At 70.6% G+C, this 21,358-nt stretch carries 16 protein-coding genes and 3 tRNA genes; 7 read left to right on the top strand and 12 right to left on the bottom strand.

All coding sequences use genetic code 11. The annotated features are described in order from the left end of the window. The first annotated feature begins 2 nt into the window (after positions 1-2). Positions 3-605, top strand: a complete 603-nt coding sequence (gene leuD, locus DK419_RS14350) for a 3-isopropylmalate dehydratase small subunit (protein ID WP_109959677.1) — start codon at positions 3-5, stop codon at positions 603-605. Positions 606-635: 30 nt separating this feature from the next. On the opposite strand, the gene DK419_RS14345 is transcribed toward leuD, so the two are convergent. The 3 genes from DK419_RS14345 to aroA form a co-directional block, all read right to left on the bottom strand. Then, on the bottom strand, positions 636-2,258 hold the full coding sequence (locus tag DK419_RS14345) for an ABC-F family ATP-binding cassette domain-containing protein (protein WP_109959676.1): 1,623 nt from the start codon (positions 2,256-2,258) through the stop codon (positions 636-638). A 186-nt stretch (positions 2,259-2,444) separates the two neighbouring features. Then, positions 2,445-3,065, bottom strand: a complete 621-nt coding sequence (cmk, locus tag DK419_RS14340) for a (d)CMP kinase (protein WP_109959675.1) — start codon at positions 3,063-3,065, stop codon at positions 2,445-2,447. A gap of 8 nt (positions 3,066-3,073) precedes the next feature. After that, complete coding sequence (gene aroA / locus DK419_RS14335; RefSeq protein ID WP_109959674.1) at positions 3,074-4,423, bottom strand: 3-phosphoshikimate 1-carboxyvinyltransferase; 1,350 nt, start codon at positions 4,421-4,423, stop codon at positions 3,074-3,076. Between the two features lie 171 nt (positions 4,424-4,594). Between aroA and DK419_RS14330 the strand changes: the two genes are divergently transcribed. From DK419_RS14330 to DK419_RS14305, 6 genes are all read left to right on the top strand, one after another. Beyond that, a complete protein-coding gene (locus tag DK419_RS14330; protein ID WP_109959673.1) occupies positions 4,595-4,981 on the top strand; it encodes a TIGR02300 family protein in 387 nt (128 codons plus the stop codon). Positions 4,982-5,216: 235 nt separating this feature from the next. Continuing rightward, positions 5,217-5,292 (top strand) — tRNA-Ala (locus DK419_RS14325). 94 nt (positions 5,293-5,386) lie between these two features. After that, positions 5,387-5,462 (top strand) — tRNA-Ala (locus DK419_RS14320). A 95-nt stretch (positions 5,463-5,557) separates the two neighbouring features. After that, positions 5,558-5,633, top strand: a tRNA-Ala gene (locus tag DK419_RS14315). Positions 5,634-6,318: 685 nt separating this feature from the next. Continuing rightward, entirely contained in the window at positions 6,319-6,720 is a 402-nt protein-coding gene (locus DK419_RS28615) for a transposase (RefSeq protein WP_162561229.1), read from the top strand. A 57-nt stretch (positions 6,721-6,777) separates the two neighbouring features. Then, on the top strand, positions 6,778-7,632 hold the full coding sequence (locus tag DK419_RS14305) for an alpha/beta fold hydrolase (RefSeq protein ID WP_109959671.1): 855 nt from the start codon (positions 6,778-6,780) through the stop codon (positions 7,630-7,632). A 66-nt stretch (positions 7,633-7,698) separates the two neighbouring features. Here the strand turns inward: DK419_RS14305 and DK419_RS14300 are convergent, their stop codons facing one another. The 9 genes from DK419_RS14300 to DK419_RS14260 all read right to left on the bottom strand — a co-directional run bounded on the left by DK419_RS14300 (position 7,699) and on the right by DK419_RS14260 (position 21,315). Then, positions 7,699-10,878 (bottom strand): multidrug efflux RND transporter permease subunit, encoded by a 3,180-nt coding sequence (locus DK419_RS14300; RefSeq protein WP_109959670.1) that lies wholly within the window; start codon positions 10,876-10,878, stop codon positions 7,699-7,701. A gap of 1 nt (position 10,879) precedes the next feature. After that, positions 10,880-12,037, bottom strand: coding sequence for an efflux RND transporter periplasmic adaptor subunit (locus DK419_RS14295; protein ID WP_425352580.1), 1,158 nt, complete (start codon positions 12,035-12,037; stop codon positions 10,880-10,882). A gap of 237 nt (positions 12,038-12,274) precedes the next feature. Beyond that, entirely contained in the window at positions 12,275-13,249 is a 975-nt protein-coding gene (locus DK419_RS14290; RefSeq protein ID WP_109959668.1) for an HpcH/HpaI aldolase/citrate lyase family protein, read from the bottom strand. Between the two features lie 361 nt (positions 13,250-13,610). Next, the gene (locus DK419_RS14285) at positions 13,611-16,349 is read right to left on the bottom strand and encodes a phosphoenolpyruvate carboxylase (RefSeq protein ID WP_109959667.1); all 2,739 of its coding nucleotides are present in this window, start codon (positions 16,347-16,349) and stop codon (positions 13,611-13,613) included. Between the two features lie 243 nt (positions 16,350-16,592). Continuing rightward, positions 16,593-17,492 (bottom strand): succinate--CoA ligase subunit alpha, encoded by a 900-nt coding sequence (gene sucD, locus DK419_RS14280; protein WP_109959666.1) that lies wholly within the window; start codon positions 17,490-17,492, stop codon positions 16,593-16,595. Positions 17,493-17,503: 11 nt separating this feature from the next. Then, complete coding sequence (locus DK419_RS14275) at positions 17,504-18,673, bottom strand: malate--CoA ligase subunit beta (protein WP_109959665.1); 1,170 nt, start codon at positions 18,671-18,673, stop codon at positions 17,504-17,506. Between the two features lie 129 nt (positions 18,674-18,802). Continuing rightward, complete coding sequence (gene fchA, locus DK419_RS14270) at positions 18,803-19,432, bottom strand: methenyltetrahydrofolate cyclohydrolase (protein WP_109959664.1); 630 nt, start codon at positions 19,430-19,432, stop codon at positions 18,803-18,805. Further along, a complete protein-coding gene (locus DK419_RS14265; RefSeq protein WP_109959663.1) occupies positions 19,432-20,292 on the bottom strand; it encodes an NADP-dependent methylenetetrahydromethanopterin/methylenetetrahydrofolate dehydrogenase in 861 nt (286 codons plus the stop codon). The genes fchA and DK419_RS14265 overlap by 1 nt, the downstream gene beginning before the upstream one ends. A gap of 84 nt (positions 20,293-20,376) precedes the next feature. Beyond that, complete coding sequence (locus tag DK419_RS14260; RefSeq protein WP_109959662.1) at positions 20,377-21,315, bottom strand: D-2-hydroxyacid dehydrogenase; 939 nt, start codon at positions 21,313-21,315, stop codon at positions 20,377-20,379. Between the last annotated feature and the right edge of the window lie 43 nt (positions 21,316-21,358).

Below are 21,358 nucleotides of genomic sequence, written 5' to 3'. Positions count from 1 at the left end.
CCATGCAGCCCTTCACCACCCTTGAGGCCGTCGCGGTCCCGCTCGACGTGGCGAACGTCGACACCGACCAGATCCTGCCGGCCCGCTTCCTCAAGAAGCCGAGGAGCGCCGGCTACGGCAACTTCCTGTTCCACGACGAGCGCCGCCGGAGCGAGGCGGTGCCGCTCGACGCGCCCGCTTACGCGGGCGCCGGCATCCTGGTGGCCGACCGCAATTTCGGCTGCGGCTCCTCGCGCGAGGGCGCGGTCTACGCCCTCGTCGACGGCGGCATCCGCTGCGTGATCGCGCCGAGCTTCGGCGACATCTTCGCCTCGAACGCGGCCAAGAACGGGCTTCTCACCGTGACCCTGCCGGAGGACGCGGTCGCGTCCCTGCGCGCGCGCCTCGCGGCCGCGCCCGGCGCCGCGGTCACGGTCGACCTGCCGGCCCAGACCGTCACCGACCCGGACGGGACCGCGATCCCCTTCGAGATCGACCCGTTCAAGAAGCGCTGCCTCGTCGAGGGCCTCGACGACGTGGCGCTGACGCTCGAGCACGAGGCGGCCATCGCGGCCTACGACGCGAAGGCGGCGGCGGAGGCGCCGTGGCGGGTGCCGGGCGCCTGACCAGGAGCGGCGGGAGGCCCGCGGCGGCGCTCAGTGCCGCAGGCCCGGCGCCTCCCGCCCGGTCTTCTCGACGTACTCGGAATAGCCGCCGCCGTACTGGTGGATGCCGTCGGGCGTCAGCTCCAGCACCCGGTTCGACAGGGCGGCGAGGAAGTGCCGGTCGTGCGAGACGAACAGCATCGTGCCCTCGTACTGGGCGAGCGCCGCGATCAGCATATCCTTGGTGCCGACGTCGAGGTGGTTGGTCGGCTCGTCGAGGACGAGGAAGTTCGGCGGGTCGTAGAGCATCCGCGCCATGGCGAGCCGCGCCTTCTCGCCGCCCGACAGCACCCGGCAGCGCTTCTCGACATCGTCGCCCGAGAAGCCGAAGCACCCGGCGAGCGTGCGCAGCGACCCCTGCCCGGCCTGCGGGAAGGATTCCTCCAGGAACTCGAACACCGTTTGCTCGCCGACCAGGGTGTCCATCGCGTGCTGGGCGAAGTAGCCGAGCTTGACGCTGGCCCCGATCGTGACGCTGCCGGCATCCGGCGCGGTGGTGCCGGTGGCGAGCTTGAGCAGGGTGGACTTGCCGGCGCCGTTGACGCCCATCACGCACCAGCGCTCGCGGCGGCGGATGCCGAAATCGAGGCCATCGTAGATCGTGCGGCTGCCGTACGCCTTGCGCACGGATTTCAGGCTGATGACGTCGTCGCCCGAGCGCGGGGCTGCGGGGAAGTCGAAGGCGACGCTCTGGCGGCGCCGGGGCGGCTCGACGCGCTCGATCTTGTCGAGCTTCTTCACCCGGCTCTGCACCTGGGCGGCGTGCGAGGCGCGCGCCTTGAAGCGCTCGATGAACTTGATCTCCTTGGCCAGCATCGCCTGCTGGCGCTCGAACTGCGCCTGCTGCTGCGCCTCGTTCTGGGCGCGCTGCTGCTCGTAGAAGGCGTAGTCGCCCGAGTAGGTGGTGAGCGAGCCGGCGTCGATCTCGATGATCTTGCCGACGATCCGGTTCATGAAGGCCCGGTCGTGCGAGGTCATCAGGAGGGCGCCGTCGAAGCCCCGGAGGAAATCCTCGAGCCAGATCAGGCTCTCGAGGTCGAGGTGGTTGCTCGGCTCGTCGAGGAGCATCACGTCGGGGTTCATCAAGAGGATGCGGGCGAGCGCGACGCGCATCTTCCAGCCGCCCGACAGGGCGCCGACATCGCCCTCGACCATCTCGGGGGCGAAGCTCAGGCCCGCCAGCACCTCGTGCGCCCGGCCTTCCAGCGCGTAGCCGCCGAGCTCCTCGAACCGGCCCTGCACCTCGCCGTAGCGCTCGACCAGGGCCTCCACCTCGTCGGCCCGGTCGGGATCGGCGAGCGCGGTCTCGATCTCGCGCAGCTCCGCGGCGATCGCGCTCACGGGACCGGCGCCGTCCATCACCTCCGACAGCACCGAGCGGCCGGCCATCTCGCCGACATCCTGGCTGAAATACCCGATGGTGATCCCGCGGTCGGACGAGACCTGGCCCTCGTCGGGCTGCTCCTCCCCGGTGATCATCCGGAACAGGGTCGTTTTGCCGGCGCCGTTGGGGCCGACGAGCCCGACCTTCTCGCCGCGCTGGAGCGCGGCGGACGCCTCGATGAAGAGGAGCTGGTTGCCGTTCTGCTTGGCGATCTTGTCGAGGCGGATCATGGGAGGCGGAGGTCCGAAATGGGGAGCGCGCCGGATCGCGCGCGGTGTCGAGAGGGGGGCATGCCACGGCTTCGTGGCGGAGGGGTGTCAGGCGGGCGTCATGGTCGGCACGAACGGGTTTTCACCGCCCGTCCGACCCGCGCCCTCGCCTTGAGGACGAGCATGGGAGACGCGGGGTTCCGGCGCTCAGCCCCGCCCGTCGACCACCTCGGTGGCGGCCCGGAAGGCGGCGTCGGCGTCGAGGTCCGTGGTGTCGATCACCACGGCGTCCTCGGCCACCCGCAGGGGGGCGGCCGCGCGGTCGGCGTCGCGGGCGTCGCGGCGCAGGATGTCGGAGAGCACCGCCTCGTAGGCAACCGCCTCGCCGCGGCCGTCGAGCTCGCGGTGGCGGCGGCGGGCGCGCTCTTCCGCCGAGGCGGTCACGAACAGCTTCACGGCGGCGTCCGGGCAGACCACGGTGCCGATGTCGCGCCCGTCGAGCACCGCGCCCTCGGCCGAGCCGGCGAAGCGGCGCTGCCAGTCGAGGAGCGCGGCGCGGACCTGCCCTTGCGCCGAGACGATCGAGGCCGCCTCGCCCATGGCGCTGCCGCGCAGGCGGGAATCGGCCAGGAACGCGGGGGAAAGGCCCCGCGCCGCGGCGGCGGCGGCCTCCTCGTCGGCGAGGTCCTGCCCCGCATCGAGGAGCGTCAGGGCCACGGCGCGGTAGAGCAGGCCGGTATCGAGGTGCGGCAGGCGGTAATGCGCCGCCAGGCGCTTGGCGAGCGTGCCCTTGCCGGAGGCTGCCGGGCCGTCGATCGCGATCACCATCGGGCCGCTCACGCCGCGAGCGCGGCGCCGAGCGCCCGCATGTCGGCGAGGAAGGCGGGGTAGCTCGTCGCGATCATCGCGCCGTCATCGACCGTCACCGGCTCGCGGGCGGCCATCCCCAGGACCAGGAACGCCATCGCGATGCGGTGGTCGAGATGGGTCTCGACCGTGCCGCCGCCCTGCGGGGCGGCGCCGTCGCCGTGCACGACCAGGTCGTCGCCCTCGACGGTGTGGGGGACGCCGTTGGCCTTGAGGCCGGCCGCCACCGCGGCGAGGCGGTCGGATTCCTTGACCCGCAATTCGTGCAGGCCCTGCATCCGGGTGGTGCCGTGCGCGCAGGCGGCCGCCACCGCGAGGACCGGGTACTCGTCGATCATCGCCGGGGCGCGCTCGGGCGGCACCGCGACGCCGGTGAGGCGGCTGTGGCGCACCCGCAGGTCGGCCACGGTCTCGCCGCCCTCCTCGCGCTCGTTCAGGCGCTCGATGTCGCCGCCCATCTCGAGGAGCGTGGTGAGGAGGCCGGTGCGCAGGGGATTCATCATCACCCCCTCGATCACCACCTCGGAGCCCGGCACCACCAGCCCCGCGACGAGCGCGAAGGCGGCCGAGGACGGATCGGCCGGCACCACCACGTCGGTGGCCTTCAGGGTCGGCTGGCCGGTCAGCGCGATGCGCCGGCCGTGGCCGCCGGGACCGATCGCCTCGACCTCGACGTGGGCGCCGAACAGGCGCAGCATCCGCTCGGTGTGGTCGCGGGTGGCGGCCGCCTCGACCACCGTGGTGACCCCGGGGGCGTTGAGGCCGGCGAGCAGCACCGCCGACTTCACCTGTGCCGAGGCGACCGGGCTGTCGTAGGTGATCGGCACCGCCTCGCGGGGGCCGCGCAGGGTGAGCGGCACCCGGCCGCCCTCGGCCTGCTCCACCACCGTGACGCCCATCTGCACCAGGGGATCGAGGATCCGCCGCATCGGCCGCTTGCGCAAGGACGCGTCGCCGTCGAAGGTCGCGGTGACCGGGTGGCCACCGACCACGCCCATCATCAGCCGCGAGCCGGTGCCGGCATTGCCGAAATCGAGCACGCCCGCCGGGTCGGACAGGCCGCCGACGCCGACGCCGCGCACCCGCCAGCGCCCCTCCCCGTCCCGGTCGATCCCGGCGCCGAGCGCCTTCGCGGCGGCGGCGGTGCGCAGCACGTCGTCGCCCTCGAGCAGGCCCTCGATCCGGGTCTCGCCGAGGCTGAGCAGGCCGAGGATCATCGCCCGGTGCGAGATCGACTTGTCGCCGGGCGGCCGCAGCCGGCCCCGCAGGGCCGTCCCGGCCTGGGCGGTGATCGGGGACGGAGTGGAATCGTGCGACACGGGCAGGCGGCCTGGATCTCGAGAATCGCTTGGGGAGCGCGGGAAAACGGCCGGGTCGTTAGCACGCGGGCGCCGCCGCGTCATCCGCCGGTCCCCCGGGTATTTGACAGGGCTGGCGGGCGCGACTAACCGAACCCACTCTCTTCCGACATCGACAGGAACGTAACTACCGTGGCCAGACCGGAACTCGGCTTGAAGCGCCAGTGCATGAGCTGCGGCGCGAAGTTCTACGACCTCAGCAGGGACCCCGCCGTGTGCCCGAAGTGCGGCACGGTCTATCAGGTCGCCGCGCTCTCCACCACCCGCGTGCCCGCCCCGGCGATCGCCAACCGCGCCCCGCGCGAAGAGGAGACCGAGGAGGAGGCCGGCGCCCCCGAGATGGTCTCCCTCGACGAGGTCGAGGCCGCCGAGGGCGGTGACGACACTTCGGTCGACGACGACGCCGACGTGAGCGATGCCGGCGGCGACGACGACACCTTCCTGGAGGAGGACGAGGAGAGCGGCGACGACGTCTCCGACTTCATCGACGGCGACATCGAGAGCGACGAGGAATCCTGATTCTCGAAGCGGGCGACGGAGGCGGGCCCGCCTCCGTCGCCCTTAGGCCCCCGGCGGGCGCCCTTAAGCCCCCGGCGGGGCTCCGGAATTCCCGACGGTCACGAAAACTTCGCGAAGAGCCGCCCCGGGGGGCTTGTGTCCGGCGCGGCACCCTCCTATACCGCCGCTCACCGGCGACGCCCTCCCCGAGGGCGACCTGCCGGTTCCGGGACGGATCCCATACGTCCTGCAGCGTGGGGCTATAGCTCAGCTGGGAGAGCGCCTGCATGGCATGCAGGAGGTCAGCGGTTCGATCCCGCTTAGCTCCACCAAATCATCTCGGGCCCTGCCTGGCATGATCCGGTCGCGACCCGCGACCAGTAACGACGAGACCCGCCGGCGTGCCCAGCGCCGCGGATGATGGACGGGGCTATAGCTCAGCTGGGAGAGCGCCTGCATGGCATGCAGGAGGTCAGCGGTTCGATCCCGCTTAGCTCCACCACATCATCCCAGGCCCCGCCTGGTGTGACCCGATCGCGAGACGCGATCCGAACCTGACGAGACCCGCCGGCGTACCCAGCGCCGCGGCTGACGGACGGGGCTATAGCTCAGCTGGGAGAGCGCCTGCATGGCATGCAGGAGGTCAGCGGTTCGATCCCGCTTAGCTCCACCATCCCTCATCGACCCGACCTCCGCCTCGATCCGATGCGCGCCGCTCCTGCGGCCTTTCGCGGTGTGCCGGCCGGCCCGAGGTGGCGTGCCGGAGCCTCGCCGGCCCGTGAGTGCCCGCGACGACCCGGACGCCGTCGATCCCGCGTCTGCGTGTGCCTCCCCCGCGAGCGTCCACGGCCGACGGTCCCAGGGCGTGCGGTTCGTGCCGGCATTCGCGCGTCCGGCCGGAGCGAGGCATGCCCTAGAGGTCGCAGGGCCGTGCAATCGCTCGTGGTTTTTGCGACGCAGCGACAGTCGGACGGTAGTGCATCGCTCTGCCTCGTCGTCTCTTGTGTCATCTTCGGGTTCCGTAAAAACAACCGCTTTCCCGCTCGGCCGCTTCGGCGGCGCAATGTCCGGTTCTCATGGGTAACGCTGCGGTGCGGTCTCCGGCCTCATCTCGGGCGCCGGGACGCATTTTACTTCACCGGCCACTCGATATTTTTGCAAGCAGTTACAAGCGGAAATATCTATTCTTACAAGTAATAAAGCAAATCTTTCCTAGGGGTACATGTTCGAACACAAACGATCTGCGCATTCCTGGATGTTGCAGAGAGTCAACAAACTTCAACCGCCGGTCGATGACCCGATTGAAGAAGCAAATTACCCTTGGTAACATGCCTCCAGGCGGAAGCGTGGACGAGGGGATGTTTATGTTGACGGAGGCGCAGTGGGCCATGCTGGCACCTTTGCTCGAGGAATGCCGGCCTCGTGGCAAGACGCAGCCGCACGACCTCAAGCGAACCCTCGACGCGATCCTCTGGCGTCACTGGCACGATACCAACTGGCGCGCCGTCCCGGTGCAGTACGGCCCGTGGTGGATGGCGGCCCAGACCTTCATCCGCTGGTCGCGCCTCGGCGTCTGGGAGCAGCTGCATGCCCGCCTCGAGCGCTACTTCACGGAAGCCGGCCTGTCGGTTCCCGGGATCGACCACGACGAGTTCGCCTATGGCGGCGCCCGCAAGAAGGAGCTGCAGGACAGCGAGCTGCAGGTGCGCCAGATCGCCAACATGCTGCTGAGCGTGCAGAAGCAGGCGGCGGTGGCCTGAGGGCCGGGGCCGCCCGGTTCGCAGCCGCCGTCACCGGCAACGAGGACGGAACGCCCCATGTTCGTCAGCGTCAACGGCGTCCGCCTCTTCGTCGACGTCGAGAATGCCGGGCTGGTGCCGGCCGGCGACACCATGCGCGAGAAGCCGACCCTGCTGCTTCTGCATGGCGGGCCGGGCTTCGACCATAGCGCCCTCAAGCCCCTGTTCTCCGGGCTGAGCGACGTGGCCCAGGTGGTCTACTACGACCACCGCGGCAACGGCCGCAGCGAGGACGGCGAACGCTCTGCCTGGACGCTGGCCCAATGGGGCGACGACGTGAAGGGCCTGTGCGACGCCCTCGGCCTCGTCCGGCCGATCGTGCTCGGGATGTCGTGGGGCGGCTACGTCGCCCAATCCTACGCGACCCGCCATCCGGACCATCCGGGCAAGCTCGTGCTGGTCAGCACCGCCGCCAAGTTCGAGTTCCCGGCGGTCTTCGAGCGGTTCGGCCATCTGGGCGGCCCCGAGGCCGCCCGCATCGCGGAGGCCTACTGGACGGCTCCGACCGCCGAGCGCCGGGCGGACTTCATCCGCGTCTGCGGACCGCTCTACCGCCGGACGCCTTCGGACCCGGAGGCGATGCGGCGGGCGGTGATCCGCCACGACACCGCCCTGCACTTCAACGGGCCCGAGAATGAACAGGGGCGCATGGACTTCCGGTCCGCTCTCGCGGGCCTGCGCTGCCCCGTCCTCGTCATGGCCGGTGATCACGACCCGGTCTCGCCGATCGCCTTCAGCGAGACGATCGTGGCCTCCCTGCCGCCCGACCGCGTGCGCTTCGAACGTTTCGCCGAGTGCGGCCACGGCGTGTTCGGCGACGCCCCCGAGCGGGCCTCCGCGATCCTGCGCGACTTCATCGTGACGGGCTCTTGAGCCCGTCACGATGACGAGACGGGTGTCGATCCTGCCGAGGCTGGTCGGGCGACGCTCCGAGCCCCCCTACTCCGCCGCCTCCCGCAGCCGCGGCGGCTCCTCGTCCGCCGGCACCTCGTCCTCATCCCGGGGGCCGTGCGTGCGCCCGGACAGGAAGGTCGAGAGCTTGTCGAGGTAGATGTAGATCACCGGCGTGGTGAACAGCGTCAGCACCTGGCTCACCGCGAGGCCGCCGACCATGGCGTAGCCGAGCGGCTGGCGGATCTCCGAGCCGGTGCCGGTGCCGAACATCAGCGGGATGCCGCCGAGAAGCGCCGCCATCGTGGTCATCAGGATCGGGCGGAAGCGCAGGAGGGCCGCCTTGCGGATCGCCTCCTCGGGGCCGATGCCCTCGTGGCGCTCGGCGACGATCGCGAAGTCGACCAGCATGATGCCGTTCTTCTTCACGATGCCGATCAGCAGGATGATGCCGATCAGCGCGATCAGGCTGAAATCGTAGCCGAACCACAGGAGCATCGCGAGCGCGCCGACGCCGGCCGAGGGCAGGGTCGACAGGATCGTCAGCGGGTGGATGTAGCTCTCGTAGAGGATGCCGAGGATCAGGTAGACCACCACCAGGGCGGCGGCGATCAGGAGCGGCACCGTCGCGAGCGATTGCTGGAACGCCTGCGCGGTGCCCTGGAAGCCGGTGGCGAGGGTCGCCGGCACGCCGAGGTCCTTGGCCGCCTTGTCGATCGCGGCGGTCGCCTGGCCGAGCGCGATGGTGGGCGCCAGGTTGAAGCTGATCGTCACCGAGGGGAACTGGCCCTGGTGGCTGATCGAGAGCGGGCGCACCGGCACGGTGGTCCAGGTGGCGAAGGCGGCGAGCGGCACCTGCCCGCCGGTGGTCGGCGACTTCACGTAGATGTCGCGCAACGAGTCCGGGTTGCCCTGGAGCGCCGGCAGGATCTCCATGACGACGTGGTAGCTGTTGAGCTGGGTGAAGTACTGCGCCACCTGGCGCTGGCCGATCGCGTCGTAGAGCGTGTCGTCGATCAATTGCGGCGTGATGCCGAAGCGCGAGGCGGCGTCGCGGTTGATCGACAGGGTCAGGGTCGTGCCGTCGGTCTGCTGGTCGGTCGCGACGTCGCGCAACTCCGGCAGGGTCTTCAGCTTCTCGAGGAGCCGCGGCGACCAGGTGTTGAGTTCGTCGAGGTTCGGGTCCTGCAGCGTGTACTCGAACTGGGTGCGCGAGGAGCGACCGCCGGTGCGCACGTCCTGCGAGGCCTGGAGGAAGACCTTCACGCCCTCGAGCTTCGCGAGCTTCGGCCGCAGGCGGTCGATGATCTGGAAGGCGTTCGCCTCGCGGTCGTCCCGGGGCCTCAGGGTGATGAACATCCGGCCGGAATTGAGCGCCTGGCCGCTGCCGCCGATCGACATCGCGACGCTCGCCACGTCCGGATCGGCCTGGATCACCTGGCCGACCGCGCGCTGGCGGTCCTCCATGGCGGAGAACGAGATGTCCTGCCCGCCCTCCGTGATGCCGACGATCAGGCCCGTATCCTGCTGCGGGAAGAAGCCCTTCGGGATGATCACGAACAGGTAGCCGGTGAGCGCCACCGTGCCGAGGAAGGTCAGGAACGTCACGACGTGGTGGCGGAGCGCCACGTCGAGGGCGGCCTCGTAGGCATGCAGCATCCCCTCGAAGACCCGCTCGCTCCAGCGGTAGAGGCGTCCGTGATGCTCGTCCTCGTGCTCCTTGAGGAAGCGCGAGGCCATCATCGGGGTCAGCGACAGCGACACGAAGGCCGAGACGCCGATCGTCATCGAGAGCACCACGGCGAATTCGCGGAACAGCCGGCCGATGATGCCGCCCATCAGGAGCAGCGGGATCAGCACCGCGATCAGCGAGACCGAGATCGACACGATGGTGAAGCCGATCTCGCCGGCGCCCTTGAGCGCCGCCTGCATCGGCTTCATCCCCTCCTCGATGTGGCGGGCGATGTTCTCCAGCACCACGATCGCGTCGTCGACGACGAAGCCGACCGCGATGGTGAGCGCCATCAAGGACAGGTTGTCGAGGGTGTAGCCGGCCATCCACATCAGCGCGCAGGCGCCCAGCAGCGCCAGCGGCACCGTCACGCTCGGGATGATGGTGGCCCAGACCGAGCGCAGGAACACGAAGATCACCGCCACCACGAGCGCGATGGTGATGAGGAGCGTGAACTGCACGTCCTCGACCGAGGCGCGGATGGTCTGGGTGCGGTCGCTCAGGGTCTTGACCACCACGCCCGCCGGCAGGGAGGCGGTGATGCGCGGCAGCTCGGCCTTGATCCGGTCCACCGTGTCGATGACGTTGGCGCCGGGCTGCTTGAAGATGACGAGGAACACCCCGCGCTGGCCGTTGGCCCAGGCCGCCTGCTTGGCGTCCTCCGGCCCCGCCACCGCGGTGCCGATGTCGCGCACCCGCAGCGGCGCGCCGTTGCGGTAGGCGATGATGACGTCGTTCCAGTCCTTCGCGACGGTGAGCTGGTCGTTGGCGTAGACCGTGTAGCTGCGGGTCGCCCCGTCGAAGCTGCCCTTCGGGCTGTTGACCGTGGTGATCGAGAGCTGGGTGCGGACGTCCTCGAGCGACAGGTCCTTGGCGACGAGCTTCGCCGGGTCGATCTGCACCCGCACCGCCGGCTTCTGCTGGCCGCCGATCAGGACCTGGCCGACGCCCGAGATCTGGCTGATGCGCTGCGCCAGCTGCACGTCGGCGGCGTCGTCGACCTCGATCAGCGGCAGGGTGTCGGAGGTGGCCGAGAGCAGCAGGATCGGCGAGTCGGCCGGGTTCACCTTGCGGTAGGTCGGCGGGCTCGGCAGCGTCTTCGGCAACTGGCCGCCGGCGGCGTTGATCGCCGCCTGGATGTCGTTCGCCGCCGCGTCGATGTTGCGGTTGAGGTCGAACTGCACGGTGATCGACGAGATGCCCAGCGCGCTCGTCGAGGTCATCTGGCTGACGCCCGGGATCTGGGCGAACTGGCGCTCCAGCGGCTGCGCCACCGAGGAGGCCATGGTCTCCGGGCTGCCGCCGGGCAGCTGCGCGGTGACCTGGATCGTCGGGAAGTCGACCTGCGGCAGGGGCGCGACGCCGAGCAGCGGATAGGCCACGATCCCGATGAACAGGATCCCGGCCATGATCAGCGAGGTCGCGATCGGGAAACGGATGAAGTAGCCGGAGATGCCGCCGCGCGCGGCGTTCCCCTGCCCGGTGCCGAACTGCATGTCAGCGCGCCTCGCTCTGCGCCAGGGCGGCGTTGCCGGCCGGCCGGCTCTCGGCGACGAGCGCGCCCTCCTGCACCCGGGACTGGCCGCGCCAGATCACCGTCTGGCCGGAAGAGAGGCCCTTGGTCACCTCGGTGCGGCCGCCGTCGGAGCGGCCGACCGTGATCGGCTGCATGTGCGCCCGCTTCTGATCGTCGACCACGAAGGCGTAGAGGCCCTTCGGCCCGTGCTGGACCGCGTCGTCCGGCACCGTCACGGCGTCGGGGATCGTGCCGGTGCGCATCCTGGTCGAGACCGACAGGCCCGGCCACAGGGCGTGGTCCTTGTTGGCGAAGGAGGCCTTGAGCCGGATCGTGCCGGTCGCGGTGTCGACCTGGTTGTTGACGAGGTCGAGGCGGCCCTCGGACAGCTTCGCCGCCCCGTCGGTGCTCCAGGCCTCGACCGGCACCGGGCCGGCGGCCAGCGCCTTCGTCACCTCGCGCAGCCGCTCCTCGGGCGCGGTGTAGACCACGAAGATCGGCTCGACCTGGGTGATGGTGACGATCGCGGTCTGCTGCGCCGCGTTGACGATGTTGCCGACGTCGATCAGGCGAAAGCCCGTGACGCCGTCGATCGGCGCCTGGATCGTGGCGTAGGAGAGTTGCGTCGTCGCGTTGTCGATCGCCGCCTGATCGGAGGCGACCTGGGCGGTGAGCTGGCTCACCTGCGCCCCTTGCGTCTCGGTCTGCTGGCGCGAGGCGTAGTCGCCGAGCTTGGTGTAGCGCTCGAGGTCGGCCTTGGCGTTCTTGAGGTTGGCCTCGTCCTGGGTCTTCTTCGCCTTGGCCTGGTCGAGGGCGGCCTGGTAGGGCCGCGGGTCGACCTGGGCGAGGAGGTCGCCCTTCCTGACGACCTGACCCTCGCGAAAGCCGATCTTCAGGATCTCGCCGTCGACCCGGCTGCGCACCTGAACGGTGTTGTAGGCCTGGACCGTGCCGAGGCCGCCGAGCACCACGGCGAGCGGGCCCTGCTCGACCTGCGCGAAGGTCACCGGCACGGCGGCCGGGGCGCGGGCGGCGGGTTTCGCCGCGCCGGCCTCTTCGTGCCGGTGCCACGCATAGGCGCCGCCGGCCCCTGCCAGCACGACGAGGGCCAGCAGCCATCCGCCGCGCCGGCGCTTCATCGGTCCAGCGCCCTGTTCTGATCTCATCGGTCGCGCGCTTCCACAAGTCCGGAGCCGGCCCGCGACTGGCTCAGGCGACCGCCGAGGCGGCCGCACGGTCCGGCATCCTTCAAGCGTATGGCACTCGACTGTTTCTGCAGTATGCGAGGTCCATGCGTCGTTTCTGCGCGGTGGATGGATCCGGCCTCCGATGGATGCGGGCCGGCGCGACCGCTCGGAACGCGCCGGCCGTCCGCCTCAGGCGCGCGCCATCGCGTCGGCCTTGCCGATCAGCGCCTCCGCCATGCGGATCGACGCGATGTCGATGAGCCGTCCGTCCAGCGAGACGGCGCCGCGGCCGGCCTTGGCCGCCTCCTCCATCGCCGCCAGGATGCGCCGGGCCTTCGTCACCTCGGCCTCGCTCGGGGTGAAGACCTCGTTGGCGAGATCGATCTGCGAGGGATGGATCGCCCACTTGCCCTCGAAGCCGAGCGCCGCGCAGCGCCGGGCCGCCGAGCGGTAGCCGTCCGGATCGGAGAAGTCGCCGAACGGCCCGTCGATCGGCCGCAGGCCGTAGGCGCGGCAGGCGACCAGCATCCGGTTCTGGGCGAACAGCCAGGGGTCCTGCCAGTGGGTCTGGCGCCCGCCCGCCTCGTCCTTGTCGGTCAGCACCGCGTAGTCAGGGTTCACGCCGCCGATCACGGTCGAGCGGGCACGCAACGAGGCGGCGTAGTCGGCGACGCCGAACGACATCGCCTCGAGCCGCTTCGAGGATTGGGCGATCGCCTCGACGTTGGCCATGCCGAGCGCGGTCTCGATCAGCACCTCGAAGCCGATCTTCTTCTCGCGCCTTTTGGCCTGCTCGATCTGCGTCACCAGCACGTCGATGGCGTAGACGTCCTGCGGCACGCCGACCTTCGGGATCAGGATCATGTCGAGGCGCGGGCAGGACTCGACGATGTCGATCACGTCCCGGTACATGTAGTGGGTGTCGAGGCCGTTGATGCGGATCATCATCGTCTTCGAGCCCCAATCGATGTCGTTGAGGGCCTGGACGATGTTCTTCCTCGCCTGCTCCTTGTCGTCGGGGGCGACCGCATCCTCGAGATCGAGGAAGATCACGTCGGCGGTGGACTTGGCGGATTTCTCCATGAAGGTCGGGTTCGAGCCCGGCACCGCAAGCTCGGAGCGGTGCAGGCGGGGCGTGGCTTGCTGGACGAGGGTGAAGCTCATTTTGGGTTTCCTCCGAGGAGAGAGTGTGGCGGTCCGTCGGGGACGCAGGCAACGTGGCGGAAGGTGGGGGGCGCGGGCCCGGCGGGGCATGGGGATAAAGAAGAGGCGCGGGTCTCTCCCTCCCCCCTCTGCGGGGAGGGTGCCCGGCGGAGCCGGGGCAGCGGGACGCAGTCCCGCCGAGAGGGGAACCACGCTTCCGGAGAAGACTGAGCCGTTCTGAAGGGCGCCCTCTGGAACAGCGTCGCGCAGCCCCTCTCCCGGCCCCCTTCGGGGCCACCCTCCCCTCTTCTTTCCCGGGCAGACCTGCTACCCGCGCTGAGAGGAGGATGGGCGCCTCATCCGGCAACCGGGCGAAACACCCTCACCCCGTCGCCCCGAACCCCGTCGCGACGCAGTTGATCGAGAGCAGCAGCGCCGATTTCAGCCCCTCGCGCTTGCCTTCGTCGGTCTCGGCCCGGAAGCGGCGCAGGAGGTCGACCTGCTCGCGGCCGACCTGGTTGAGCACAGGCAGCCGCTGGTCGAGCCGGCCGCGATAGAGCGGGAACCGCTCGGCGAGGCTCGCGGCACCGCTCACCTCGAGCGCCATCGCGCAGGTCAGCCGGTACTCGGCCTCGATCATCGCGAAGATCGCCTCGCGGGCGCCCTCGTCCGGGCACAGGCCGGCGAAGTCGCGGGCGAGCCCGAGATCGACGGTGAGGAGCGTCTTCTCGACCTCGTCCATGATGAGGCGGAAGAGCGGCGACTCCTCGAACATCCGCCGCAGCAGCGTCCGGCCGGCCTCGCCGCGCACGTCGACGAGGCTCTTCAGCCCGCTGCCGACCCCGTACCAGCCGGTGATGCCGTGCCGGTTCTGGCTCCAGGCGAAGACCCACGGGATCGCCCGCAAGTCGGCGAGGCTGCGCGCGCCGAAGCGGCGGGCCGGGCGCGAGCCGATGTTGAGGAGCGCGATCTCGTCGAGCGGGCTCGCGGCGCCGAAATAGGTCACGAGGTCCGGATGCGTCAGGAGCCGCGCGTAGGCCGCCCGCGAGGCACCCGATAGCGCCTCCATCGCGTCGTCGAAATCCGGGTTCGCCGCCGGGGTTTCCGGGGCGGCGCCGTCGAGGGCGTGGGCCAGCACCGCGGAGGCGAGCAGCTCCATCTGGTAGGCGGCGGTGCCGCGGTTGGCGTACTTGAACGACACCACCTCGCCCTGCTCGGTGGTGCGGAACCGGCCCCGGATCGAGCCCGGCGGCTGGGCGGCGATCGCCCGGGCGGTCGGCGCGCCCCCGCGGCTCACCGAGCCGCCGCGGCCGTGGAAGAACGCGATGCCGATCCCCGCCTGCTCGCCGACCTGGGTCAGGAGGCGTTGCGCCTTCGCCAGCTCCCAGTTCGAGGCGACGAAGCCGCCGTCCTTGTTCGAATCCGAGTAGCCGATCATCACCTCCTGCACCCCGCCCTGCTGGCGGGCGGAGCGGCGCACGACCGGGGTCTTGAGCAGCGCCCGCATGATCGCCGGCGCGGCGCGCAGGTCGTCGATGGTCTCGAACAAGGGCACGATCGGCAGCGGGCAGACCTCGGTGCCGCCCGAGTCGAGGAAGACGCCGGCACTCTTCGCCAGCAGGTAGACGCCGAGGATGTCGGGGACCGAATGGGTCATCGACAGCACGAAGGCGCCGAAGGCCTCGCGGTCGAGGCTGCCGCGCATCTCCGCCACCAGCCGGAAGGTGGAGAGCGTCTCGCGCGCCTCCTCGGGCAGGCCGGCGAGGTCGGGCGGGCCGTCGAGGGGACGCGCCAGTTCGGCCTCGAGCCAGGCGGTCCAGGCCGGCGCGTCGACGTCCGGCGGCTCGCCCGCGTGATCCCGGCGCCAGAGCGCCTGGAGCGCCCGGGTGGTGCGGGTCGTGTTCTCGCGGATGTCGAGCCGCACGGTCGAGAAGCGGAAGATCTCGACCATCCGGCGCACCGGCCGCACCCGGTTGGCGGACAGCGAGGCGCAGCCGGCCTCGCGCAGACCGTCCTCCAGTGCGCGCAGGTCGGCGATCAGCGCGTCGGCATCGGCGTAGCCCGGTCCGGTCCCGGGTCGTTCCTCCAGCCCGGCGATCGTCGCGTCGAGGCGCCGGCTCAGGCAGGTCAGGAACTGGCGGTAGGGCTCGCCCGGGTTGCGCCGCGCGATGTCCTCCCCGTCCGGCTGGCGCGCGATCTGGCCGGCGAGCGCGGCCGCGAAACCGTCCGGCACCGGCAGGGCGCGGGCGCTGATCGACAGGGTGCGGGCGAGCCCGCCGATCCCGTCGCGGTAGCGCGCCAGGCTCGCGAGCGCGTTGCGCCGGAGGGTGCGCCGGGTCACCTCGGCGGTGACGAAGGGGTTGCCGTCCCGGTCGCCGCCGATCCACGAGCCGAACTGGAAGAAGGCCGGCACCTCGAAGCGGGTGCCCGGATAGGCGGCCTCCAGGGCTTCCTCGAGCGAGCCCAGGGTCTCGGGCAGCATCTCGAACAGCGTCTCGTCGAAGAAGTGCAGCCCCCAGGCCACCTCGCGGTCGACGGTCGGCTTCTCGAGATGCAGCTCGCCGGTCATCCAGACCAGCTCGATCTCGTCGCGCAGGTCGTCCATCAGGGCGTGGCGCTCGCGCTCGGTCCAGCGCGGCATCTCCAGCTCCTTCAGGATCAGGTAGATGCGCCGGAATTTCTCCAGCACCGTGACGCGCTTGGCCTCGGTCGGGTGCGCCGTCAGGGTCGGGCGCACGCGCAGGGACGTCAGCATCTCGTGCACGGCCTTCGCCGGCACGCCCCGCGCGGCCGCGCGGGCGAGCACCGCGCCGAACGAGTTCTTCAGCCGGTCACGCCCGGCATTGCGCTCGACGTGGCGGCGCCGGCGCATGGCGGTGTTCTGCTCGGCGATCGCGATGAGCTGGAACCAGATGCCCTGGACCTGCAGGGCTCGCGCCGTCAGCTCCGGCGACAGCCCGGCGATGTCCGCCTGCCCGCGCAAGGTCGCCTCCAGCTCAGGCTGGTGGCGCCGGCAGACGTCGACCAGCGAGCGGAACAGCACGTCGAGGGCGACGCGGTCCTCGGTGCCGGAGATCAGCGGCGGGACGAAGGGGGTGTCGGGAACGGGAGTGTGGATCATCGGGGGCTCCCCGTGGGGATCGAGGGAGGATTCTTCGAAGGGTTCGCGCTGTCCCCCCTCTCCCGAGTGGGAGAGGGGCCGGGGGTGAGGGTGGCTCGGCTTCAGGTTTGAACTCTGAGCGCTAAGCTGCGCAGCTCGACGCTCGGCCCTTTATCCCGAAGCCGAGCCACCCTCACCCCTACCCCTCTCCCACACGGGAGAGGGGATCCCGCGCTGTTTGCGGGAGCCGTGCATGGGACCGGCTCACGCCGCCTTGCGGCGCTCGGCCATCACCTGCGCCATGGTCGTCCCGAAGGCGCCGGGGCTCGGCGCCACGGTGAGGCCGTGGGCGCGCATGATCTCGGCCTTCTCGCCCGCGCTGTCACCGGCCGCCGAGATGATCGCGCCGGCGTGGCCCATCTTGCGGCCCTTCGGGGCGGTCAGCCCGGCGACGAAGCCGACGACGGGCTTTCGCATGTTCTTCTGGATCCAGGCCGCGGCCTCGGCCTCCTGCGGCCCGCCGATCTCGCCGATCATCAGGACCGCGGCGGTGTCCGGGTCCGCCTCGAACAGGGCGAGGTGGTCGAGGAAGGACGAGCCGTTGATGGGGTCGCCGCCGATGCCGACCGAGGTCGAGATGCCGAGGCCCACCGCCTTCATCTGCGCGGCCGCCTCGTAGCCGAGCGTGCCGGAGCGGGAGATCACCCCGATATTGCCCTTGAGGTAGATGTGACCCGGCATGATGCCGAGCATCGCCTTGCCCGGCGAGATGATGCCGGCGCAGTTGGGGCCCACCACCATCGGCCGGCGCTCCTTCGGGTAGCGCCGCAGGTAGCGCTTGACCCGCATCATGTCCTGGGCCGGGATGCCGTCGGTGATCGAGCAGATCAGCCGGATGCCGGCATCGGCCGCCTCCATGATGGCGTCAGCGGCGAACGGCGGCGCCACGAAGGTGATGCTGGCCTCCGCGCCCGTCTCCTGCACCGCCCGGCGCACGGTGTCGAAGACCGGCACGCCGTGCTCGGTGCGGCCGCCCTTGCCCGGTGTGACCCCGGCCACGACCTTGCCGCCGTACTCGACCATCTCGCGGGCGTGGAAGCTGCCCTTGTCCCCGGTGATGCCCTGGACCAGGATCCGGGTCGTCTCGTCGATCAGGATGCTCATCGGGCGTCCCCTCAGTTCGCGGTGCGGATGGCGGCCACGGCTTTCTCCGCGGCCTCCGTCAGGGTGTCGGCGGTGATGAGGTCGAGGCCGCTCTTCTCCAGGATCGCCTTGCCGGCCTCGACGTTGGTGCCGGCGAGCCGCACCACCAGCGGCACGCCGATCTTCACCTCGCGGGCGGCCTGGACGACGCCCTCGGCGATCCAGTCGCAGCGGTTGATGCCCGCGAAGATGTTGACCAGGATCGCCCGCACGTTCGGGTCCGACAGGACGAGGCGGAAGGCCGTGGCGACGCGCTGCGGCGAGGCGCCGCCGCCGACGTCGAGGAAGTTCGCCGGCTCGCCGCCCGCGTGCTTGATCATGTCCATGGTCGCCATGGCGAGGCCGGCGCCGTTGACGATGCAGCCGATCTCGCCGTCGAGGCCTATGTAGTTCAGGTTGTGCTCGGCGGCCTGGGCCTCGCGCGGGTCGCTCTGCGAGGGATCGTGCATGTCGGCGATCTGGCGGCGCCGGAACAGGGCGTTGTCGTCGAACGACATCTTGGCGTCGAGCGCCAGCACCCGGTCGTCGCGGGTCACGACGAGGGGATTGATCTCGAGCATCACGGCGTCGCAATCGCGAAAGGCCCGGTAGGCGCTCATGATCGTCTTCACCGCGGCGCCGACCTGCTTGATGGTGAGGCCGAGCTGGAAGGCGAGTTCGCGCGCCTCGAAGGGCTGCAGGCCGACCGCGGGCTCGACCACGACCTGCAAGAGCGCGTCGGGATCGGTCGCGGCGATCTCCTCGATGTCCATGCCGCCGGCCTTGGAGGCCACGACCCGCACCCGCTCGACCTTCCGGTCGAGGACGATGCCGAGATAGAGCTCGCGCTCGAACGGGTCGGCGGTCTCGATGTAGACCCGCTGCACCGGCTTGCCCTCGGGGCCGGTCTGGTGCGTGACGAGGCGCCGGCCGAGGAGGTCGTTCGCCGCGTCGCGGACCTCGTGGGTGGTGCGGCAGAGCCGGATGCCGCCGGCCTTGCCGCGGGCGCCGGCATGGATCTGCGCCTTCACCGCCCAGTGCCCGCCGCCGAGCTCGGTCGCGGCGTAGACCGCCTGGTCGGGGCTGAACGCCACGGCTCCCTTCGGGATCGGCACGCCGAAGCTCGCGAGCAGCTCCTTGGCCTGGTACTCGTGCACGTCCATGGCGTCCTCCTGGGTTCTGGGCAAAGGCTTCCCGTTCCGGGCACGAGGGGGTTCCTCGCGCCCGGCTGAAAAGCTCGGGTCGTTGCTTCGTTTAGTCGCCCGGATACTTCACGCCGGGCGCGCCGACACTTAGGTCAGCTTCGACTTCACCAGCCCGTAGACCCGCTCGGTCAGGGCGTCGGCACCGTCGAGCGCCCAGGCGAGGTCGGCGAGGCGGCCTTCCGCGAAGGTCCGGTCCTCGATCGCCTTGGCGTTGACGTAGACGTTGAGGGCGGCGCTGCGCAGGCCGGCCTGGGCCGCCAGCACGGCGACGCCGGCATCGCTGACCACGTTGAGGTTGCCGCGCTCGGCGATTCCCTCGCACAGGTCGATCACCGCCCGGCAGGTCCTGGCGCAGGCGAGCGGCACGTCGGTGGCGAGCCGCAGGGCGTCCTGGATGGCGGCCGCGCGGGCCGCCTTCTCGTCGTCGCTCGCCTTCGGCAGCCCGTAGGCGCCCATCACCGCGTCGAACGCCTTGACGTCCTCGGCGATCATGCCGGTGAGCTCGGCCCTCAAGCGCTCGGCGCGGTCGCGGGTCGCGATCATCTCGGCCTCGACCTCGGCGTACTTCTTCTTGCCGATGGTGAGGTTGCAGACCATCGAGACCAGGGCCGCCCCCATGGCGCCGGAGATCGCCGCCGCGCCGCCGCCGCCCGGGGTCGGGCGCTCGCTCGCCAGGGCGTCGAGGAAGCCCGGGATGGTGTCCTCAGGATTGGCCATCACGCCATCTCTTTCGCGAGCGCGTAGATCTCTTCCGCGTCGAGGACCTGTTCGCTGCTCTCGAACAGCTTGGCGACGCAGGCGCGGTGCAGCTTGAGCTTCAGGCCGCCGATGCCGAGCGCCCCGAACACCGTCTTGCCGTGGCGCTCCTTGCCCTTGTCGGTCGCCTCGATCCCGCCGAAGCCGAGCGGCGGCTGGGCGTTGTAGTCGGCCAGGAAGGCGAGGTCCCGGGCTCCCTGCCACTGCGCCTCGGAGACGAGCTCGAGCCCGATCGCGCCGGCCGAGAACGCCACATCGGCATCATTGACGGCCGCAGCCCGGGACTCGGCATCCGCGGTCTCGATCGCCCGGATCTCGACCTTGAAGCGGGTCTCGATGGCCTTGGCGGCTTCCTGCGCCTTGGCGAGGTTGCGCCCGGCGAGCGTGACGGTCGCGCCCTCCTTGGCGAGCAGGGCCGCCGAGCGCATGCCGACCGGGCCGGTGCCGGCGAGCACCACGGCGCGCTTGCCCTGGAGCGAGCCCGCCGCCTTGGCGACGAGGGCCACGCCCGCCGCCGCGGTGGTGTTCGAGCCGTTGGAGTCGAGCATGCACGACACCCGGAACGGGCCGAAGAAGCGCTTGCGCACCGCCTTGAACACCGCCTCGCCGGCCGCCATGCTGCCGCCGCCGACGAAGATCGCGGTCGATTTCTTCTCCGACCCGCCGCGGGTGTAGATCGTGCCGTCGACGAGCGCCCCGACATTCTCGGGCGTCACGTTGGGATAGCCGGTGATGATGTCGGCGCCGCCGTCGTAGCCCACCACCACGTCGAACACGCTGGGCATCGGGTCGGTGTCGAACTGGAACAGAAGCTTCTTCATCGTGATCCTTTCCGCCGCGGGCAACCGAGCCGGCGCGGGGCATCCTTCGAGGTTGGCGAGAGCGGGTTAGCGCTCCGTCCCGCCCTACTCCACCACGTTCTGCGGCCGGCCGGCCACGAAGGCCTCGATGTTGTCGACGACCTGGTCGGCCAGGATCTGCATCGCTTGGCGGCTCGCCCAGGCGACGTGGGGGGTGATGATGAGGTTCGGCAGGTCGAGGGCGAGGAGCGGGTTGTCGTCCCGCGGCGGCTCGGAGGTCAGCACGTCGAAGCCGGCGCCGCCGATCGTGCCGGCGGTCAGGGCTTCCGCCAGCGCCGCCTCGTCGACGAGGCCGCCGCGGGCGGTGTTGATCAGGATCGCGTCGCGCTTCATCCGCTTGAGCTCGTCCCGGCCGATCATGTTGCGGGTCTCGGGCGTCAGCGGCGCGTGCAGCGTGATCACGTCGCTCTCGCGGATGATCGTGTCGAGGTCGACGAGGCCCGGTTGGGGCATCACGTCGTAGGCGAGCACCCGCATGCCAAGCGCTTCCGCCCGCTGGCCGATCGACTTGCCGAGCGCGCCGTAGCCGACGATGCCGAGCGTCGAGCCGGCGACGTCGCGGATCGGGTAGTCGAAGTAGCAGAAGTGCCGCGCCTTGGCCCAGTCGCCGCGCCGGACCGAGTTGGTGTAGGGGACGATCGCCCGGCGCAGGGCGAAGATCAGCCCGATCACGTGCTCCGGCACGGTGTTGAAGGCGTAGTTGCGGATGTTGACGACCGTGATGCCGCGGGACTTGGCGAAGGCCTTGTCGACCACGTCGGTGCCGGTCGCCGCGACCGCGATCAGCTTGAGGTCCGGCAGCTGGGACAGGGTCTCCTCGCGCATCGGCACCTTGTTGATGATGGCGATGTCGGCGCCCTTCAACCGCGCGACGATCTCGTCCGGAGCCGTCACCGCGTGCTCGACGTACTCGTGCGGGAAGCCCGGGGGCCGCAGGGTCGCATCCAGGGTCTCGCGGTCGAGGAAGACGATGCGGTGGGACATGGTCGGGCGGTCTCCGGCGGTCTTTTCGTGATCCCCGCTCCCG

This window comes from Methylobacterium terrae (assembly GCF_003173755.1).
GTDB lineage: Bacteria > Pseudomonadota > Alphaproteobacteria > Rhizobiales > Beijerinckiaceae > Methylobacterium > Methylobacterium terrae.
This window is presented reverse-complemented; position numbering and strand designations above follow the sequence as displayed.

Coding starts and splice junctions, on each gene's coding strand:
- cmk (WP_109959675.1), bottom strand. CDS start 3,065: ATGGTGATCGCGATCGACGGCCCGGCAGCCTCCGGCAAGGGCACGCTC.
- DK419_RS14265 (WP_109959663.1), bottom strand. CDS start 20,292: ATGAAGAAGCTTCTGTTCCAGTTCGACACCGACCCGATGCCCAGCGTG.
- leuD (WP_109959677.1), top strand. CDS start 3: ATGCAGCCCTTCACCACCCTTGAGGCCGTCGCGGTCCCGCTCGACGTG.
- DK419_RS14275 (WP_109959665.1), bottom strand. CDS start 18,673: ATGGACGTGCACGAGTACCAGGCCAAGGAGCTGCTCGCGAGCTTCGGC.
- DK419_RS14300 (WP_109959670.1), bottom strand. CDS start 10,878: ATGCAGTTCGGCACCGGGCAGGGGAACGCCGCGCGCGGCGGCATCTCC.
- DK419_RS14345 (WP_109959676.1), bottom strand. CDS start 2,258: ATGATCCGCCTCGACAAGATCGCCAAGCAGAACGGCAACCAGCTCCTC.
- DK419_RS28615 (WP_162561229.1), top strand. CDS start 6,319: ATGTTTATGTTGACGGAGGCGCAGTGGGCCATGCTGGCACCTTTGCTC.
- DK419_RS14305 (WP_109959671.1), top strand. CDS start 6,778: ATGTTCGTCAGCGTCAACGGCGTCCGCCTCTTCGTCGACGTCGAGAAT.
- DK419_RS14285 (WP_109959667.1), bottom strand. CDS start 16,349: ATGATCCACACTCCCGTTCCCGACACCCCCTTCGTCCCGCCGCTGATC.
- fchA (WP_109959664.1), bottom strand. CDS start 19,432: ATGGCCAATCCTGAGGACACCATCCCGGGCTTCCTCGACGCCCTGGCG.
- DK419_RS14260 (WP_109959662.1), bottom strand. CDS start 21,315: ATGTCCCACCGCATCGTCTTCCTCGACCGCGAGACCCTGGATGCGACC.
- sucD (WP_109959666.1), bottom strand. CDS start 17,492: ATGAGCATCCTGATCGACGAGACGACCCGGATCCTGGTCCAGGGCATC.
- DK419_RS14295 (WP_425352580.1), bottom strand. CDS start 12,037: ATGAAGCGCCGGCGCGGCGGATGGCTGCTGGCCCTCGTCGTGCTGGCA.
- DK419_RS14290 (WP_109959668.1), bottom strand. CDS start 13,249: ATGAGCTTCACCCTCGTCCAGCAAGCCACGCCCCGCCTGCACCGCTCC.